At 39.3% G+C, this 19,675-nt stretch carries 16 protein-coding genes; 13 read left to right on the top strand and 3 right to left on the bottom strand.

Features of this window, described 5'->3' with window-relative positions:
- The first annotated feature begins 1 nt into the window (after position 1).
- Complete coding sequence (locus tag PZE06_RS10295) at positions 2-622, top strand: histidine phosphatase family protein (protein ID WP_150915651.1); 621 nt, start codon at positions 2-4, stop codon at positions 620-622.
- A 199-nt stretch (positions 623-821) separates the two neighbouring features.
- Here the strand turns inward: PZE06_RS10295 and PZE06_RS10290 are convergent, their stop codons facing one another.
- Both PZE06_RS10290 and PZE06_RS10285 read right to left on the bottom strand, forming a co-directional pair.
- Entirely contained in the window at positions 822-2,318 is a 1,497-nt protein-coding gene (locus PZE06_RS10290) for a potassium/proton antiporter (RefSeq protein WP_150915652.1), read from the bottom strand.
- A gap of 804 nt (positions 2,319-3,122) precedes the next feature.
- Positions 3,123-4,310, bottom strand: a complete 1,188-nt coding sequence (locus PZE06_RS10285) for a dicarboxylate/amino acid:cation symporter (protein ID WP_150915653.1) — start codon at positions 4,308-4,310, stop codon at positions 3,123-3,125.
- A 370-nt stretch (positions 4,311-4,680) separates the two neighbouring features.
- Between PZE06_RS10285 and PZE06_RS10280 the strand changes: the two genes are divergently transcribed.
- The 7 genes from PZE06_RS10280 (at position 4,681) to PZE06_RS10250 (ending at position 14,444) form a co-directional block, all read left to right on the top strand.
- The gene (locus PZE06_RS10280; RefSeq protein ID WP_150915654.1) at positions 4,681-5,757 is read left to right on the top strand and encodes a D-alanine--D-alanine ligase; all 1,077 of its coding nucleotides are present in this window, start codon (positions 4,681-4,683) and stop codon (positions 5,755-5,757) included.
- Between the two features lie 219 nt (positions 5,758-5,976).
- Positions 5,977-7,356, top strand: a complete 1,380-nt coding sequence (locus PZE06_RS10275; protein ID WP_150915655.1) for a UDP-N-acetylmuramoyl-tripeptide--D-alanyl-D-alanine ligase — start codon at positions 5,977-5,979, stop codon at positions 7,354-7,356.
- A 281-nt stretch (positions 7,357-7,637) separates the two neighbouring features.
- The gene (locus PZE06_RS10270; protein WP_150915656.1) at positions 7,638-9,002 is read left to right on the top strand and encodes a globin-coupled sensor protein; all 1,365 of its coding nucleotides are present in this window, start codon (positions 7,638-7,640) and stop codon (positions 9,000-9,002) included.
- A 99-nt stretch (positions 9,003-9,101) separates the two neighbouring features.
- Positions 9,102-9,803 carry an alpha/beta hydrolase gene (locus PZE06_RS10265; protein WP_150915657.1) on the top strand — a complete coding sequence of 234 codons (702 nt, stop codon included), beginning with the start codon at positions 9,102-9,104 and terminating at the stop codon, positions 9,801-9,803.
- A gap of 842 nt (positions 9,804-10,645) precedes the next feature.
- The gene (gene cshA, locus PZE06_RS10260; RefSeq protein WP_150915658.1) at positions 10,646-12,124 is read left to right on the top strand and encodes a degradosome RNA helicase CshA; all 1,479 of its coding nucleotides are present in this window, start codon (positions 10,646-10,648) and stop codon (positions 12,122-12,124) included.
- A 393-nt stretch (positions 12,125-12,517) separates the two neighbouring features.
- Positions 12,518-12,997 carry a PH domain-containing protein gene (locus PZE06_RS10255; protein ID WP_150915659.1) on the top strand — a complete coding sequence of 160 codons (480 nt, stop codon included), beginning with the start codon at positions 12,518-12,520 and terminating at the stop codon, positions 12,995-12,997.
- On the top strand, positions 12,990-14,444 hold the full coding sequence (locus PZE06_RS10250; protein WP_150915660.1) for a PH domain-containing protein: 1,455 nt from the start codon (positions 12,990-12,992) through the stop codon (positions 14,442-14,444). The genes PZE06_RS10255 and PZE06_RS10250 overlap by 8 nt, the downstream gene beginning before the upstream one ends.
- Positions 14,445-14,459: 15 nt before the next feature.
- On the opposite strand, the gene PZE06_RS10245 is transcribed toward PZE06_RS10250, so the two are convergent.
- On the bottom strand, positions 14,460-15,188 hold the full coding sequence (locus PZE06_RS10245; protein ID WP_150915661.1) for a rhomboid family intramembrane serine protease: 729 nt from the start codon (positions 15,186-15,188) through the stop codon (positions 14,460-14,462).
- A gap of 168 nt (positions 15,189-15,356) precedes the next feature.
- On the opposite strand from PZE06_RS10245, the gene acpS reads away from it, so the two are divergent.
- From acpS to ndoA, 5 genes are all read left to right on the top strand, one after another.
- Entirely contained in the window at positions 15,357-15,710 is a 354-nt protein-coding gene (gene acpS, locus PZE06_RS10240; protein WP_150915662.1) for a holo-ACP synthase, read from the top strand.
- Positions 15,711-15,873: 163 nt separating this feature from the next.
- Positions 15,874-16,893, top strand: coding sequence for a LolA family protein (locus PZE06_RS10235; RefSeq protein ID WP_150915663.1), 1,020 nt, complete (start codon positions 15,874-15,876; stop codon positions 16,891-16,893).
- Positions 16,894-17,172: 279 nt separating this feature from the next.
- Positions 17,173-18,333: an alanine racemase gene (gene alr / locus PZE06_RS10230; protein ID WP_483314060.1), complete on the top strand. Its 1,161-nt coding sequence runs from the start codon at positions 17,173-17,175 to the stop codon at positions 18,331-18,333.
- Positions 18,334-18,572: 239 nt separating this feature from the next.
- Positions 18,573-18,854, top strand: a complete 282-nt coding sequence (locus PZE06_RS10225) for a CopG family ribbon-helix-helix protein (protein ID WP_095311795.1) — start codon at positions 18,573-18,575, stop codon at positions 18,852-18,854.
- 4 nt (positions 18,855-18,858) lie between these two features.
- Positions 18,859-19,209, top strand: a complete 351-nt coding sequence (gene ndoA, locus PZE06_RS10220; protein ID WP_019156408.1) for a type II toxin-antitoxin system endoribonuclease NdoA — start codon at positions 18,859-18,861, stop codon at positions 19,207-19,209.
- The last annotated feature ends 466 nt before the right edge of the window (positions 19,210-19,675 follow it).

Below are 19,675 nucleotides of genomic sequence, written 5' to 3'. Positions count from 1 at the left end.
GTTGCTGAAGCTATTTGTAACAAGGCATGGGGAGACGGAATGGAATGTGGAAAAAAGACTGCAGGGACGGCTGAATTCCAATTTAACAGCAAACGGTGTCAGAGATGCAAAACTGTTAGGAGAAAGGCTGAAGAACACAGACTTTGACATGGTCTATGCAAGTCCAAGCAAGCGAGCTGTAGAAACAGCAAAGCTCATTATGGGCAATCGGGCTTTACCTTTGAAAACAGATGAAAGATTAATGGAAATTCATTTAGGTGAATGGGAAGGGCGGACGACTGGGGAAATAAAACAAACTGAACCAGACTTGCACTTTCTATATGAAGAGAAGCCTCACCTTTTTAAGGGAACTGGAGAAAGCTTTGTTGATGTAAAGCAGAGAGTGGATTCTATTCTTAAGGATCTTGAAAAAACACATCAGAATGGAAATGTCTTAGTTGTTACCCACGGGGTTGTTATTAAGGTTCTCCAGACGATTTTGAAGGGTCGTTCTTTGGAATTTGTGTGGGAGCCACCTTTTATTGAAGGAACCAGCTTAACCACTATCACAATAAAGGATGGAAAGCGAACGCTGCTCCTTGAAGGGGATCTCGCTCATAAAGAGGAGAAGCATTTGTTTTAGGAAGGTCATGGAAATTTTCACTATTAAAATCCCACAACCAATGCGGATTTGAGTAAAAATCGCATTGGGGTTGTGGGATTTTTCTGCCTTTAGTCAAGAGTCGTCGTTCTTTGTCTGTGCTTAGGTGACATGAAGGAAGCTTGCTGCAGGCCACCTTCGAGCTTTCATTACTTCGAAGGCGCACTGTGCTTTTGTTATTTTACATCACTTCTGCGTCATCAACTACTTTTGCTGTGCTTTTCTTTTCTAATAACTTTTTGATTTTACTTGTGTTTTTTCTTGAAGTTAACACGTAGAGAAAATCTCCAGCTTCAATAACGGTGTTCCCGGTAGGTGTAACAAGCTGTTCATTACGAATTATCGCATTGACCAATGCTCCTTCTGGGAAAGGAATATCAATGAGTGTCTTACCTACCACATCAGCATCGTCTTCAATTTCATATTCTAACATTTCGGCATCTGCTTTTCCGAGTGAAACTAGCTCCAATGTATGCATCGGAGTTGTTTTTTTCGGTCCAGTCAGCCCAAGCTTATTGGCCAATAACGTAATGGTCGATCCATGAACAAGACAGCTTGTTAGCACGACGAAGAATACGACATTAAAGATGAGGTTGCTTCCTTCAACTTCTGCTAAGAGTGGATACGTTGCGAGCACAATTGGGACCGCACCTTTTAACCCCGCCCAAGAAAGGAATATAATTTCGTTTCGAGAGAATCCCATCTTTAACGTAGAAAGATATACAGCGATCGGACGTGCAATCAGCATGAGAATAAGGGACATTGTTAAGCCTTTAGAGAGGATATCCCATGTGAAAAGATGTGATGGAAAAACGAGTAATCCTAAGATTACAAACATTAAGATTTGCATCATCCAAGCAAATCCCTCTGAAAAACGAAAAATAGAGTGTTTGTACGCAATTGTTTCCGCGTTTCCGATGATGATGGCAGCAATGTAAACGGCAAGTAGTCCACTTCCATTTAGAAATGCAGTAATCCCATATGTGAGCAGGGCAAAAGAAATGGCGAATACCGGATAAAGCCCACTTGAATCAAGATTAATTCGGTTCAAGGCATAAACAGCCAATTTTCCAAAAAGTAAACCGAGAAGCAGACCAACGATGATTTGCACTAAAAAGAGGCCGATCATATTAATTATACTTGCGGTTGGATTTAAAATGAGTTCAATGGCAGAAATCGTTAGTAATACGGCCATCGGATCGTTGGAACCGGATTCTGCCTCTAGAGTGGCAGCAATTTTCGGCTTTATATTTTGCCCTTTTAGTACAGCGAACACCGCAGCAGCATCGGTTGAACCGACGATCGCGCCAAAGAGGATCGATTCTAACCAGCCAATGTCTAAAATGAATTTAGCAGCAACAGCCACTACTCCTGATGTAAGCAATACCCCTAATGTTGCGAGGGATAAGGAAGGAACGATAACACTTTTAACAGATTTCCAGCTTGTTTGAATCCCACCCTCAAAGAGGATGATAATGAGGGCTAATATCCCGATCGTTTGGGCGAGCTGTGCATTATCAAAATAAATAATTCCTAAAACATCGCTGCCCATAATAATCCCAACCATAATAAAGAGAACGAGGGAGGGGACGCCAAGGCGGGATGAGAACTTTGTTGTTAATACCCCAATTATCAAAAATGTGGCTGCTAGAAGAATAAAAGAATCTGTTACTGTCATAAAATCAGCTCTCTTTCTAAAAAGATCGATGTGGATAGGGCGTTTGCTTGACTAAAGAAGAACATTAATGGCTTGTATTTAACATCACCGGATAGAATGTTTTTCGTTAATCAAAGCGTTACTCGAATACGGTTGTATGAATGAGGGAGAGTTCTTCTTCGATAATCAAAGCTTGTTTTAACAGTCGTACTGACAGCCTCTTCTATTCCAGAATGCTTCGCAGTCTTATTTATTATTCTGCCTCAAAATAGAATAAGCTGTTTTTTATGTCTTATATAAGTAGTCAAGCCTGCTTCACGGACTGTTTAAATAAAGCAGATGAGAGGGATTTCGAAAGTAGTAGACAAAGGAAGCCGCCAAACAATGCTTCATCTGTCAAACATCGCGAACACGAAGAACAGTCAACTCTGTGCTTTTGATGTCGGCACTAATCATTATGGGAAGAACAGGCTTTCGAGTAATTTTGGTATGTTAAGTGGAGAATTCCTATTTTTACCTCATCTATAGCTTTGATCTAATGTAACATAATCTTATTTTATTATATATTTATGTAACATTATTCTCAAGAATTTTGACCGTATCTATAGATTTGTTATATGTAGATGTTGATTTTGATTCCCTTTTCTCCCCTTTCAACATAACTAAAAGGCGAGTGAAACCTTCGTTTCACTCGAATGAGTCATAAGTCGTTGTTAGCAAATAAAAAACGCAGGCTTTGAAAACGAGTATGATGAAAAGGATCAATCATTCTCGTTTATGCCTGCGTTTTTGAGCAAAACATTTAGAGTATGTTTCTACAGTTATTTAACTAGCTATTTCGGTTTGCTCTGGCGGAGCGTCCTGTCCAGATATTTTATCGGCAATGACTGTGAGAGCTCCATCACCAGTGACGTTACAAGCAGTTCCGAAGCTGTCTTGTGCCAAGTATAAAGCGATCATCAGCGATAGCATCGTGGAATCGAAGCTTAGCATTGTTTCTAATAATCCAAGTGCTGCCATCACCGCACCTCCAGGTACACCTGGGGCAGCAATCATTGTGACGCCCAGCATTAAAATAAATGGAAGGATCGCAGTGAAAGTGATGGTTTGCCCCTGTAGCATCATCACGGCAATCGCACAGCTGACAAGAGTAATTGTACTACCGGATAGGTGAATCGTAGCTAGTAATGGTACTGAAAAATCCGCCGTTTTTGTACGTGCTCCTATCTTTTTGGTGTGCATTAAAGTGACTGGAATCGTAGATGCAGAAGATTGTGTTCCAAGCGCTGTAAAATAGGCTGGTGTCATATCTTTTAATAAGCGAAAAGGGTTTCGCTTTGAGACCGTGCCTGCTATGGAATATTGCAGCACCAAATAGAGAATATGGAGTGCAATTATCATGACGAACACTTTAGCAAATACACTCATGATGTCGCCAACCTGACCGCCAAAGGTCATATTGGAGAATATCCCGAAAATGTGAATGGGAAGCAATGGGATAATCACTTTTTCAATTAATTTTTCAACAATGGCCCGAAAGTCATTCATGACGTGAAGCAAAGCATTATTCTTTAATGCTGCCATGCCAAGTCCTAAAGTAAAGGCTAATAGTAAAGCTGTCATCACTCCCATGATTGGCGGCATATCAACTTGAAAATAACCTGATAATAAAGCTTCTTCCGGATTTGCAAATGAGGCAAAGCTTTGATTTTTCAATAGAGCAGGGTAGAGTATACTGGCAGCAAGAAACGCTACAAGTCCGGCAATAATTGTCGAACCATAAGCAAGTCCTGCTGTTACCCCTAGAAGTTTTCCAGCCCCGCGTCCCATCGTACCGATCCCAGGCGCAATGAAACCAATTATTATTAATGGGATAGCAAAACCGAGGAAATTCCCAAATAATCCGTTAAAGGTTGCAAATATTTTAATAAGCCATTCAGGTGAGATATAACCGATGATGATTCCGAGTCCAATCGCAATAATAATGCGAGGAAGTAATCCGATCTTTTTCATAATGTCCTCCTAAGAAAAACAGGTGTTTTTGTATGATGGATTGATTATACATTCTTTTTTTCTATCTGTTAAGAGGGAAAAATTATTTCAGTAAAATTAAATTATTCTATTTATTCAAATAATTTACTTTTGTTTAAAATCCTCCTTATCGTTGTTATTCGCTTCCTTAACAAAATTGGTTGTATAATAGGTGTAAAGCAAGCATTTACTTTCATACATATGAGAATGAAGATAAAAAATACTTAAAAATATTGCTTCTTACCCTCGTCCTTTTTTGATTAAGTGATAAAATAGAGAAAGGTTTGAAAGAAGGTATAAGTTAAGAATAGCTAGAGTTGTAGTGCTCGGCTGAAAAATGGAGGAACGTCTGATGAAAAGAAAATTAGGGTTATTGTATGGCGGGAAATCAGCGGAGCATAAGGTTTCCTTGCAAACAGCACTTGCAGTTATAAATGCGTTAGACCATGATAAATTTGATATTCATCCTATCTATATTGCTGAGAATGGAGAGTGGGTTAAGGGACCATTATTAAATGGAAAAGTTGAGAGTGTGGCCTCACTTCAATTTTCCCACGGAGAAGCTCTACCCCCAACGGCTTTGGCACCAACGCTTTTTCAAGCTGAGCAAAGCGAAGGCTCATTTGATGTTATTTTCCCACTGCTGCACGGACCAAATGGAGAAGATGGAACGGTTCAAGGTTTGTTGGAGCTCTTAAATCTCCCGTATGTAGGTAACGGTGTTTTAGCTTCTTCAGCAGGAATGGATAAGGTTATTATGAAGAACATCTTTGCACAAGCAGGACTCCCACAAGTGAATTATGTGTGGTTTATCCGCAGTGAATGGGAACAGAATCGGGAAAAAGCATATGGGGTGGTTGAAGAGGAGCTAGGCTATCCTTGTTTTGTGAAGCCAGCCAATCTAGGTTCGAGTGTCGGGATCAGTAAATGTTCAAATCGTGAAGAACTGGCAGGGGCGTTCGAGGAAGCTTTCCAGTTCGATCGAAAGATCATTATTGAACAAGGGATCGAGGCGAGAGAAATAGAGCTTGGTGTTTTAGGGAATGATAAACCACAATGTTCGGTTGCAGGCGAAATTATTCCAAAGGTTGAATTTTATGATTATAAGGCAAAGTATGAGGATGGCAATACTGCTTTAATCATTCCAGCAGAAATTACGGAAAGTGAATATGCGACCCTTCAGGAACTGGCTTTGCGAGCGTTTAAAGCTCTTGATTGTTCTGGCTTGGTAAGAGCGGATTTCTTCCTTACGAAAGATGGGCAGGCGTACATTAACGAAGTAAATACAATGCCTGGATTCACTCCTTTTAGTATGTTTCCACTACTATGGAAGCATACCGGTGTAGACTATCCAGAGCTTATTGAACGTCTTGTTGAGCTTGGGCTTGAAAGGTATGAGGAAAAACAAAAAATTAAATATTCCTTCTAAGTTTTAAGGTAATATTTTTTTATGTTTTATAATTCTTTACAACAAATAAATATGAGAATTTGAGAATGGTCTAGCGCAGGCTGCTATCCGCAAAGCAAACATTAGCCTCTAGTAAAGATCGCATTTGTAGATGGCGGTTTATCGGGAAGATCAAACGGACGGACTCTTTCATGTTTGTGTAGCGATGCGCTTGCGCTTTTCTTATTGGAGGTTGCTTTGGTGATCAAGAAAACGATGAAACAAATAGCCAAAATGATCCAGGTAGATCACGCTCTTGAACAATTTGCTAATATTGAAATTAGCGGAGTTACGATTGATTCAAGAAAAATTGAAAAGGGAAATTTATTCGTCCCTTTTAAAGGTGAACAGGTTGATGGGCACCGCTATGTAGAAGAGGCGATAGAAAAAGGAGCGGCGGCAGCATTATGGCAGAAGGACGTACCGAATCCACCTTTTCATTTGCCGGTAATGGTTGTCGAGAACACTCTCGAGGCTTTGCAAGAGCTGGCGCGCCAGTACCGTTCAGAGCTGGATGTAAAAGTAGTAGGTATTACCGGTAGTAACGGCAAAACAACGACGAAAGATATTGCAGCGTCCCTTTTAGGATTGCAGTATAAGGTGCAAAAAACAGAAGGGAATTTTAACAATCATATTGGATTGCCGTTAACGATCCTTGGTTTGGAAGCCGATACGGAAATTGCTGTTCTCGAAATGGGAATGAGCAGTGTTGGTGAAATCGAGTTTTTAACGAAATTAGCACGACCTTCCGCTGTGATCATTACAAACATTGGGGAAGCGCATCTTCAGGATTTAGGTTCGCGGGAAAGAATTGCTGATGCCAAGCTAGAAATTGTCAAAGGGTTAATGGAAAATGGTCTGATTGTTTATCATGGTGATGAGCCGTTACTGTTTGAAAGGTTGAAGAGTTTTGAAGGGGATGCGAAACAAAGTACATTTGGGCGCTTTGATTACAATACTTTGTATCCATTGGATATTAAACAGACAGATACGGGCAGTTATTTCAAAGTCAATGGTTTGCCATATGAATTTGAACTTCCGGTTTTAGGTACACATAATATTCTTAATGCATTAGCTGCTATGCTCGTAGCCCATTACTTCGGTATTCCTTATGAAAAGATGAATGATGCTTTTTCAACATTAAAGGTCACGAATATGCGAATGGAGCTTGTAGAAGGCGGCAGTGGGGAAAAAATAATTAATGATGCTTACAATGCAAGTCCGACTTCTATGAAAGCGGCGATCGAATTGGTGACAAGCTTATCAGGATATGAACAAAAAATTCTTGTTCTCGGTGACATGCTTGAATTAGGACCGGAAGAAACATCATTTCATTATAGTGTTGGACAAGAAATTGATGCTAGCCAAATTGATTATCTGTTTACCTACGGAAAATTGGGTGAGTATATTGCAAAGGGAGCGAGAGAACACTTTCCTGGGAATCGAGCCCTTTCTTTCTTAGATAAGGAGCTTTTGCTGCAAGAGTTAAAAAAAGTAATAAATGCTCAAACGTTAATTTTAGTAAAAGGCTCCCGTGGCATGAAGCTGGAAGAGATCGTACAGAAACTACAAAAACAATAATTTTTGGCAGAGCTAGTGTGGAGAAGGCTGGCACAGCTGATCCAAAGCAGAACAAGCAAGTGAAGACAAACCGCTCGGTTTTCGACACTTGCTTTTTTGCGCTTTTCTTATTGAACAAAAGCTCTGTAAGCAGTTCTTAAATGGATGCAATGTCCCTTTTTATTTAGATTCTCTAAATAATAGTCATAATATTGTAAGATGTAATCGTGAACTGGCGTGTTTGTTCCTATATACTGGCTTCATGTAGGTCTAAAGTTCTATGAATGGTAAGGAGGAAGAACATGGGTGGATGTCCATTCAAACGTATATTAGGAGGGCAGGAGGGAGCAATTCGACTATTTGGTAAAGGAAAGCCCTATGCAGAGGAAACAACAGAGCCGTTATTTTCGACGTTTTCTCAAGGTTTGAGTAAGTTAAAAGGGCAATCTGTCGGCGGGCAAATTGAATTTGTTGGTCTTAGTGATGATGACATTAAAAATCTTGCTGAGTTAAAGCCAATTTTAGAAAAGTATGCGCCATTAATCGTTGAAGCATTTTACGGAAAGCTTCAGGAAATGCCAAATTTAATGGCGATTATTAATAAACATTCAACGATAGAAAAATTGAAAATAACCTTAGTGCAATACTTGCTGGACATGGTCTCTGGTCAAATTGGGGAGGAGTATGTCCGCCGCCGCAAAATAATAGGAAAGGTTCATAATCATATTGGACTGTTTCCAGAATGGTATATTGGCGCCTATACCCTTATCCAAAATGAAATGCTGCTGTTGTTAACAAAAGAATGCTCTTCATGGGAAGAGGTGATGAAATATTATCTATCCTTTCAAAGACTCTGTTCCTTTGATATGCAAATAGGGATTCAAACATATATTGAAGCATATACGTCATCGATGATGAAATTAAATGAGATAAAGGAACTTCAAAACCGATTGAACGACTCGTCGGCAACTTTGGCGACCACAGCGGAGGAAACGACATCAGCGATAGCTAACAAAGAAGAAGTGGTAAATGAACTGCTGCTGGAGATCGAAAGCATAAATAGATCGTCTAAGATGACTATTTCTACTGTGGACAAAGGGAGAGAAGACATTTCAGAAGCTTTAATGAAGATGGATAATGTTGTGGATTTGATAGAAAAGACAAAAGTACTGACCGAAGAAATGAGTGACAGTCAGAAAAATATTGGCCAGATTGTGAAGACGATTCGAGGAATATCGAATCAAACGAATATTTTATCTTTAAATGCAGCGATTGAGGCAGCGAGAGCAGGAGAGCATGGGAAAGGTTTTTCGATCGTTGCTCAAGAGGTGAGGAAACTGGCGAGTGAGACGGAGCAAGCATTGGATCATATCCAAGGGCAAATCGGTACTGTTCAAGAAACGATCGTTAAGTTTGACACCAGCTTTCTGCAAATGATTGAAGAAGCTAGTCTCTTTCGCGAGACAAATCGAAGTCTTGTTCAAATGCTGGAAGATTCAGTTAAGAATGTAACTGCGAATGACGGTAGGCTTCATCATCTCAGCGGATTTATTCGTGAATTTAAGAAGACGTTTGATGAAATAGCGGCGTCATCTCATCAAATTGCTGTTATGGCGGAACAATTAAGTCACTTGAATATGGAGCTGACAGGCAAGTTTCAAAGTTAAAATCCACTTTAAAAGTGTATCACTAGTATCAACTGTTGAATAAGGTGTAGAATATAGGTAGATCCCCATTGATACTCTAATCATGAGGTGGTGTTTTCCTTGATCGGCTGCTTATGTATACACGGATTCACGGGCGATCCTACTGAGGTAGAGCCTCTCGCTACACATATTAGAAAAAATACGGATTGGCATATCGTCGTCCCGACTTTACCGGGACATGGTGAGCATCTAGCTCTTAAAGGGATAAGTTATAACCAATGGATTGAGCATGCGGAGCGAGAACTGCAAAATCTCTTGAAAATCTGTGATAAGGTATATGTAATAGGCTTTTCAATGGGAGGCTTAATTGCCAGTTATTTAGCGGTTCATTATCCTATTGAGAAATTAATTCTACTTAGTGCAGCTGCCTATTATGTAAATCCAAAGCAATTGCTTGTGGATGTATCTGAAATGGTAAAGGATACATTAAAGGGGCGCTTAAAGGAGAATGAGCTATTCATTAGGTATTCTAGAAAATTAAAGGAAACGCCTATTGCCGCTACCCTCCAATTTAGAAAGCTTGTCGCTACAATCAAACCTTTGATCAATCGGGTGACCATCCCGACTTTGATTGCTCAAGGGGAGAGTGATGGCGTCGTCCCGCCTAGAAGTGCACATTATTTATATGAAAACATTGCAACTCCTGAAAAGAAGCTGATTTTCCTAAAAGAGTCAAAGCATCTTATCTGTCATTGTAGCGAACGGGATAAGCTCTTTTGTGAAATTGTTGATTTTCTTCAAGACGCCAACAAATCATATTAGTTCCTACTATTTACAAGGGAAATATAAAATATTAGTGTTCTATTTCCTCTCCTTTCATTGCATTCAATTCTTTAAAGTGTTAAAATTGATTCAAAGTGTCATCGAGAATTTCATTTCGGACATACTCCACTTGGAGAATGTCTTTTTTTCACTTTCGCTTTGTTAAATCAGATTGTTGATTAAACGATTTATGGCACATCTCTTGTGAAACCTTGGTTTCGCACGCCTTTCATTATGCTATAAAGCTGGGGAAAATGAGCCAAAAATCAACACCGGCATATAACAAAGCCTCCACTGTAAAGATGGTTATGTTGAATAAACCCCGTAATGAAGATCTGCTATTTCAATTTTTATAGGGGGATTATGAACAAATTTGATGGAGAATACTGAAATAAGTTTTTTTCTATTGGTGAAAGATAAGAGCGGGATGTAATTTTTAAAAGGGGTCAATTTTTTAAGGCGGCGAATGAAAAAATTTGGTGGATTATTGATTGGTGCCACTGGATATAATCATATAAAGCTCGCTTTTTCATTTGCTTACAGGATGAAATTGATTCGAAAATTAAATTTTAAAATAAAGAAAACTGTTAGCTCCATTTTGGTTTCTAAATGAATTTAGATAACAGGTTGGAATCTCGGATAGATATTTATGAGAGATAAGGGGAAATTTATGTGAAATGTAGATTCTCCACAGAAGGGAAGGGCTTGTCATCCCATCGTAAGTCCCTAGCTTCTCTCGATTAGTTGGATGACTGGTTGATTTTTTCTAATTATCGTGAAGGATGTTAGAATAGTTTGAAGGCGCTAAGCAGTTTTCTAAAGAAGAAGGAGAATGAAAAACATTGACGAAGTTTGAAGATTTAGGTATTAGCCCGGCAACGATGAGATCATTAAAAAGAATGGGGTTTGAGGAGGCAACTCCAGTACAGGCAGAAACCATTCCATTAAGTTTAGAAAATAAAGATTTGATCGGGCAAGCACAAACTGGTACAGGAAAAACAGCAGCATTTGGAATTCCTTTGATTGATAAGATTGATAAGGATTCTAATGTGATTCAAGGAATTGTTATTGCTCCAACTCGTGAATTGGCTGTTCAAGTATCTGAAGAGCTTTATAAAATTGGCTATGGAAAAAGAGCGCGAGTTCTTGCGATCTATGGGGGTCAGGATATTAATCGCCAAATTAGAGCGTTGAAAAATCACCCACATATTATTGTAGGAACACCAGGACGTATTCTTGACCATATTAATCGAAAAACCATCCGCTTAGAAAACATTCATACAGTTGTTCTAGACGAAGCTGATGAGATGTTAAATATGGGCTTCATTGAAGATATTGAAGCGATCCTTTCAAAAACACCTGAAGAGCGCCAAACGCTGTTGTTCTCTGCAACGATGCCTGCGCCAATTCAAAGAATGGCTGAGAAGTTTATGAAGGACCCTCAAGTAGTTCGCGTAAAGACGAAAGAGGTAACAGTGCCATTAATTGAACAATATTATTTAGAAGTACAAGAAAAGAGCAAATTTGATATTTTAACGAGGCTTTTGGATATTCAAACACCTGAGCTTGCGATTGTATTTGGACGGACAAAAAGACGTGTTGATGAATTATCAGAGGCACTTAACTTACGTGGATATATGGCTGAAGGAATCCATGGAGACTTGAGTCAGGCGAAGCGTCTATCTGTTTTGCGAAAGTTTAAGGAAGGTTCAATTGATGTGCTCGTTGCCACTGATGTAGCAGCACGTGGATTGGATATTTCCGGTGTTACTCACGTTTATAATTTTGATATTCCACAAGATCCTGAAAGCTATGTTCACCGCATTGGACGTACAGGTCGTGCTGGTAAAGAAGGCGTGGCGATGACGTTCATCACTCCGCGCGAAAAGTCTTATCTAGCTGTTGTGGAAAGAACGACGAAGAGAAAAATGGATAAGATGAAGCCGCCAACATTGGATGAGGCTTTAGAAGGACAGCAAAAAGCTGTATTGGAGAAAATTCTGCAATCGATCGATTCTAATAATCTTCAATTTTACAAGCATGCTGCTGAGGAATTGTTAGAGCAGCAGGATGCTACTACTGTAGTAGCAGCTGTGTTAAAAATGTTAACAAAAGAGCCGGATACAACACCTGTTAAGCTAACGGAAGAAAAACCGCTTCCATCAAGAAGAGATAAGCGTCCAAACAACGATAGAAGAGGGAAGTTTGACTCGCGTGACCGTAAGCGTGGCAATTACAAGCCAAGACAAGGCCAAGGTCAGGGTCAAGGTGGAAGACGGCAAAGCAGCAATAATAAATCTAGATCAAACAGTTATAAGTAAGTCGGGCGAAGCTGTGGCAAAAGTCATGAAATAGCGAATTAAATCGATAAGCTCCTCCTTAGGTTGACAGATTAAAATAAAAATCTGTTTTGCCTAAGGGGGAGTTTTTTATGTCCAATCGTTTTTATTCAAAATTAACAACTGGCCTGTTCGAATTGGAGGACGAGGGCAAGAAAGACTGGCTATTTTCCTTTATTTAAATTGAAACAATGCCTATGAATAAAAGCCTATGGTACAATGATCTCTAGACAAGCTGGTAGAACACTACAAAACTGAAACTAAATTCCTGCTTCCTTCGTATAAAGATTATGATCATATTTTTGTGTTACATTAAAAATGCCATCTTGTTAAGTACAACTGGGTATAGGCATTTATGTTTTAGGAGGATAATGTATGTTATTAGAGCCACAAAAACGAATTTCTGAACGGGCGTTACCTGTTTGGCGGATAACAGGAGCGATCTACAGCATCTTTATGCTTTTGCTATGTGGTGGCACGACGGGTTTAACCCTCATTTTTGATTGGCCAATATGGATTATCGCAGTTGCTGCACTTGTACTCATTATTTTTGTATATTTAATGATCTTCTTATTGCCAACGTTAAGATGGCGCCGTTGGCGTTATGAAGTAAGAGAACAGGAAATTGAACTGCAACAGGGAATTCTCATTACTCGAAGAACATTGGTACCAATGATTCGTGTTCAGCACGTAGATACTGTGCAAGGACCACTCTTAAGAAAATATAATTTAGCGACAGTTACGGTTTCAACCGCTGCAACCGTTCATGAAATCCCTGCATTAGAGCTTGATGAGGCAGAGGAATTAAGAGTGTTTATTTCTAAACTGGCAAGGGTGGCTGATGAGGATGTTTGAGCCGAAACGACTGCACCCGATAACGGCAATGCTGAATGTTCTTAAAATGTTTAAAGAATTAATTATTCCTTTTCTACTTATTGGTGTTTTTGGAAGTAGAGGCTCAGGTATGGGATGGCTTCCGCTCATTGGAGTGGGGGTGGTCTTGTTGATCATTATTGCTTCAGGAATCATTAGCTGGCTTCGTTATACATATAGAATTGAGGAAAATGAGCTGCGCATTGAGTATGGTCTATTTGTGCGCAAAAAAAGATACATTCCTTTCGAGCGCATTCAGAGTTTGGATTTTTCAGAAGGGCTCCTGCATCGCCCGTTCGGTCTCGTAAAAGTTAAAGTGGAAACAGCCGGATCAAACGGTTTAGAGGCTGAGGCAGTATTAACGGCGATTACAAAGAGCGAAGCAAATGAAATTCAAGATATTCTTCAAAAAAGTCGAGCAAATGGACGAACAGATTTAAGCCTTGAAGCAGAAGATGCGCCTGAGCTAGAGGAGGAAATCTTATATAGAATTACGATGAAGGAATTGCTGTTGCTCGCTTCTACATCAGGTGGCGTAGGGGTAGTGATTTCTGCTGTTTTTGCATTTATCTTCCAGTTCGAGGAGATTATTCCGTATGAAACGGTTTTTCATGAGATAGAGGAGATTATTTCAAGCGGTGTTGTTTTTGTAAGTATTCTTGTTTTTCTTGGTTTTGTTTTCGCATGGATCGTGGCTGTTGTAGGAATGATCCTTAAATATGGGAATTTCATATTAAAAAAGGTGGACAATGATTTAATTGTAACTAGAGGGCTGTTAGAAAAGCGACAGCTGACCATTCCCCTTAACCGCATCCAAGGGATCAGGATTAGTGAAAATTGGCTTAGACAGCCATTAGGCTATGCAAGTGTTTATATTGAAAGTGCTGGCGGTTCAGTAGGAGATACGGAAGGTTCTTCAGCTAATATTCTTCCATTTATTAAAAAAGCGAGCATCCGTGACATCATTGAAGAGAATATTCCAGGCTATATTGTCTCAAATGAAATAGCACCAGCACCAAGAAGGGCGTTAAAAAGGTATATCATCAGAGGAACGCTCATATTGATTCCAGTAGTCCCTATCTGTCTTTATTTTTTTCAACTATGGGGATTATTAACGCTTGTGCTCCTTCCGTTTTTGGCATTATGGGGATACTTATGTTATCGGGACGCTGGCTGGCACAAGGAAGGAAATCAATTAAAGCTGTCTTATCGTTCAATTGTGAAGAATACAGTTCTTATGCAAAGAAACAAAATACAATCATTATCAATGAAGGAAAGTTATTTTCAGCGAAAAAGTGACTTGGCTACTATCAATGCCACAGTCATGTCCGGACTTTCTGGAGCTGGGGGTAGTGTTGTTGACTTAGAGGAAGAAGATGTGTTAGCGATTTATCATTGGTATTCAAGAGATGGAAAAAGCGCCGGATAAACAGGCGCTTTTTTTCTAGAATCCTCCTAACAAACCGAGCAGTGCAAGTAAAGTGAGAGCGATCCAAATTAGATGCTTTACATTGAATTGTCGTCTGCCTGCAGAGTAACTGGAACGCCGAAATGAAATATTTCGAATTGATTCTGTCAATGCTCTGCCTCTACCAATTTGAATGGCTCCTAAAATAAAGCCTGTTAGTAAACCGAAAATATGGGCAGTAATGTTGATATTCGGTTGGAGAAAGGTCATAATGACTCCAATGATCGCAATGGTTAAAATTACTTGAGAATTCTCGCGTGACATTAATTCCTTTCTTAAGAAGACGATAGCAAGGTAGATGCCAAATAAGCCGAAGATGGAGCCGCTTGAACCGACATGGGTATAGGTAAGGGGCTTCAAGATGAGCGTGGCAACATTGGCTAACACTCCTGTTGCTAAATATAGAAGGATGAAACGAGCTTTTCCGAGGATTCTTTCTAGTCCAGGGCCGAACAAAACAAGTGAAAAGCTGTTAAAAAGCATATGAGCAATGCCGCTGTGGACAAAAATAGGTGTCACGAGTCGCCAATATTCTCCTTGAACAATATAAAGATTAACGCCCATTAAGCTTTCGAAGATCGAAGCTGATGGGAAGATAGCCGGTATTGAGGTGAGCACGTAAATCATAATGTGTAAGAAAATAATAACAGAAACGACAGGATAGTAGCGGATAAACTCCTTGAAGCTTTCCGTTCGGACAAACAAAATAAAACCTCCTTAGTTTTAGGAAATAGTTTGATCATTCCCGTTTACATACATGTTCATTATATACGTTATCTGAGAAGGAAGCTCGCTGTAGACCTCCTTTTCAACAAAAGTTTTATATAAGCATCATATGTTTGTCCAGTTATAAAAATGAGAAGGAAGATGTTGATGATTACTGGAATTGGAATTGACATTGTGGAATTAAGCAGAATAGGAAAAATAATTGAAAGACAACCGCGGTTTTCCGAGCGAATTTTGACGCCATTCGAAAGAGAACGATTTGAGGCTCTTAAAGGGAAACGGAAAATTGAGTTTTTAGCAGGGAGATTTGCTGCAAAAGAAGCTTTTGCAAAAGCTGTTGGTACAGGAATCGGTAAAAATTTATCATTTCTTGATATAGAGGTTACTGCTGATGGTAATGGTAGACCAATGATACGAAAACCTTTTGATGAAGGGGTTCATTTATCTATCACACATAGTGAAGAATACGTGGTTGCACAGGTTGTTATTGAAAAAAATTAATAAGCATCGCATAAGGCTCGTCATATTCCCGAAGGTTGTCTCATATATTCATAGTGCGATAGGGGAGACAAGTAGGCGAGAACATTACAATGTCTAATGCCTGTCTTTTTCTCTCCAAACACTGAAGCTAACTACGCTTAAATGAGACAAAGGGGTTGAAAGGATGAAGAAATGGGTTGTACTGCTTCTCGCTGGGCTGATGGCAATGCTAGTATTGTCTGCCTGTGGAACAAAATCACAGGAGGATGTTGTGAAGGATTTGAATGGAAAGCTTCAACAACTAAAAGGGTACAAAGTTAAGGCGCAAATGACTTTGCAGATGGGGACTGAGCCTCAAAGTTATGATGTGGAAATTTGGCATAAGGAACCTACCTACTATCGCGTGGATTTGAAAAATGCTCAAAAGGATCAAAGTCAAATGATTCTTCGCAATGATGATGGAGTCTTTGTATTGACGCCAGCGTTAAATAAGAGCTTCCGTTTCCAAAGTGATTGGCCTGAAAACAGTAGTCAAGCTTATTTATATGAATCACTGGTTGAGGATATAATTGAGGACAAGGAAGCGAAGTTTACTTCAACTAAGGAGCATTATGTATTTGAAACAAAAACACGCTATCAAAATAATAAGATGCTCCCATTACAGGAAATCACGCTTAATAAAAAGGATTTAACGCCAGTATCCGTAAAAGTGATGGACTCTGATCGAAATGCTCTCGTCACAGTTGAGTTTTCTAATGCTGATTTCAATGCAACCTTTGAGAAAAAAGACTTTGACATGGCGAAAAACATGACAGGTGCTCAATTAGAAGTACCAGTAATGGCAGACCTTGGTGATAAGGAATTCACTGTTAAATATCCAACTGCGGAAATTCCAGATGTATCGCTTATTGAAGAAAAGCCAATGGATACGGAGAATGGAAAAAGAGTTATTTTAACATATGATGGGGAAAAATCTTTTACACTCATTCAAGAAAAAGCAACAGTGGTCCCAACAACAATGGCTGCTACGACGGTAAGTGGGGAACCGGTTGATCTCGGTTTCACAATTGGAGCATTGTCCTCTAATTCATTAACTTGGACTTATCAGGGTGTGGATTATACATTAGCATCTAAAGATTTATCAGAAGAAGAAATGTTAATGCTTGCCCGGTCTGTTGAAGTTCAGGGAGACATGGTGAAATAATAGAATCTTCTCAAGAAAAGGCTCTTCCGTGATGAAGGGCCTTTTTCATTTCCACTTTAATAAGCTAGGATATGGAAAATGTCTCCTTGTCGATTTTGAAAATGAGCAGCATTTTTTCCTTAAACGAACACTACTACGGCAAGAAAAAGGAAGTTTTGCAGGAATGTTCCTTCTTGTTTACGTTTTTAAGGTCCATTGCTTTTCTTATTTGACATTCTGTCCTTTCAGTTTAATAATTTGTCTTATAGCATGTACGGAGAATCGAAGGAAGTGGAACAGGTGGAGGAACACAATCAATTTTATCGGGATACATGGGCAGAAATCGATTTAGATTGCATAAAAGAAAACGTGCGACAAATGAAGTCCTTGCTCCCAAAGGATGTTGCGTTAATGGCGGTTGTTAAAGCAAATGGCTATGGACATGGGGATGTCCAAATTGCAAAGGCGGCGATTGAGGGTGGTGCATCCTATTTAGCGGTAGCCTTTCTTGATGAAGCTTTAGCACTAAGAAAAAAAGGAATCAATGATCCGATTTTAGTATTAGGCGCCACAAGAGCTGAATATATTAATATCGCTGGAAAGAACAATATTACGTTGACTTTTTTTCAAGAAGAATGGGTTAGAGAGGCACAAGCTCAATTGGCTCAAGATGTAACAATTAAGCTTCATCTTAAATTGGATACAGGAATGGGTCGAATTGGCGTTCGAGAATGTCCAACTGTACAAACGATTGAGACACTTATTATGGATGATAAGAGAATGGAGCTAGAAGGTGTATTCACCCACTTTGCGACGGCCGATAGCCCAGATTTACATTATTTCAAGCTGCAACTGCAACGGTTTGAGGAATTAGTCAATGCCTTTCAAACAAGACCGAAGATGCTTCATGTTAGCAATAGTGCAGCAGCGCTGCGAAACATCGCTCCTTATTTGAAGGGTATTCGCTTTGGGATTGCAATGTACGGCTTAACCCCTTCTCCAGAAATTAAGGAAGAGCTACCTTTTCAGCTTAAGCCGGCTTTTTCGTTGTGGACAAAGCTTGTTCATGTGAAGAAGCTTTTACCTGGTGAGAAGGTCAGCTACGGTGCTACGTATGAAGCGAAGGGGGAAGAATGGATTGGCACCCTTCCGATTGGATACGCAGATGGGTGGTTACGAAAACTTCAAGGACAGGAAGTGCTCATTGAAGGTATGAGAGTGCCAATAGTGGGCAGAATATGCATGGATCAATGTATGATAAAGCTTCCCTTTGAGTTACCAGTTGGAACCATTGTTACATTAATTGGGGTAAACCAAGGGGAGATGATATCCATCGATGAGATTGCAGAAAAACTAGAAACGATTAATTATGAAATTCCCTGCATGATCACTAATCGGGTGCCTAGGGTGTATATACAGGATGGCAAACAGGTCGATATGAAGAATGCTATTCTTCATTAACATGCCTTTTGCTGATGAATTATCATGATTTATGCATAAAAATTGCTTTTTTTGGTCGATAATACAGAAGAATTCATGAATTGCCTTTGCATCTAGGTGGATTGATGGTATTATAAAATATGGTATAGATAGAATGAAACAACTTTCTCATTTAGAGCTTTTAGAGAAAACTGGAAACCTCACGGACAAGGTAGTACAGTACAAAAAATGGTGTGTAGTGATGGTGGAGGTGTATGTTTGTGTCTGAGTCCAGCGCAACAACAGAAATCTTGGTAAAGTTACCGCAGCATCTTTTAACTGAATTGGATGGCTATGTGAAACAAGAAAATGTTAACAGAAGTGAGTTTATTTATCAGGCGACAAAAATGTATTTGCGCGAACGGAAAAAGAGACAAATTCGTGAGTCCATGAGACGTGGTTACATGGAAATGGCGAAAATCAATTTATCTATTGCTTCGGAAAGCTTTCAAGCAGAATATGAGGCAGAACACACAGTTGAACGTTTAGTAAGCGGGGGATAATCCTTTGATTGTTAAACGTGGAGACGTTTATTTTGCAGACCTTTCCCCAGTTGTTGGCTCAGAACAAGGTGGTGTCCGTCCAGTCCTTGTCATTCAGAACGACATCGGGAATCGTTTTAGTCCCACAGTCATTATTGCAGCAATTACCGCACAAATTCAAAAAGCAAAGCTGCCTACACATGTTGAAATTGATGCGAAGCGATATGGGTTTGAGAGAGATTCTGTAATCCTGTTGGAACAAATTCGAACGATTGACAAACAACGATTAACCGATAAGATTACCCATCTTGATGACGAGATGATGGAAAAAGTGGACGAAGCATTACAAATAAGCTTAGGTCTCATAGAATTTTAACCTTCTTCAATAAAAAGAAATAAACTAAATGGGAAGTTTTTAACTCGGGTACTGCATTATCTGGAGGATGTTTCAGGTTTTGGATAAAAAATAAAATGTTGCTATAAAGAAATCTGATCTGAATTCACCGGGATGAATTTTGATATAAAACGCTCTTTGCAAAAAAGAGCGTTTTTTTACACCATTTAGCACTTTTTATAGGAAGGGGTCTTATAAGTTTGAGCCATTTCACACAAATTATGAGTCCTTTTAGTTCCTTTTTCTTGAGGAAGCAACTGGTATCTACAATGAAATCTTTCATCATACTGTGTGCTGCAAGGACAAGTGAAAAACTTGTCCTTTTTTAAAAGATAAGAAAGTATAAAAATTTAAGGTCTACCGCAGTCATTAGGGCTGTGGTATTTTTTATTTATGGACAGAAATATTCTAAAAGAGATCTTTTTTGATCATCATCAACATTGGGAAG

The organism is Robertmurraya sp. DFI.2.37, from assembly GCF_029211245.1.
Lineage (GTDB): Bacteria > Bacillota > Bacilli > Bacillales > Cytobacillaceae > Robertmurraya > Robertmurraya methanolica_A.
The sequence above is the reverse complement of the archived record's forward strand: the minus strand, read 5'-3'. Positions and strand labels throughout refer to the sequence as shown.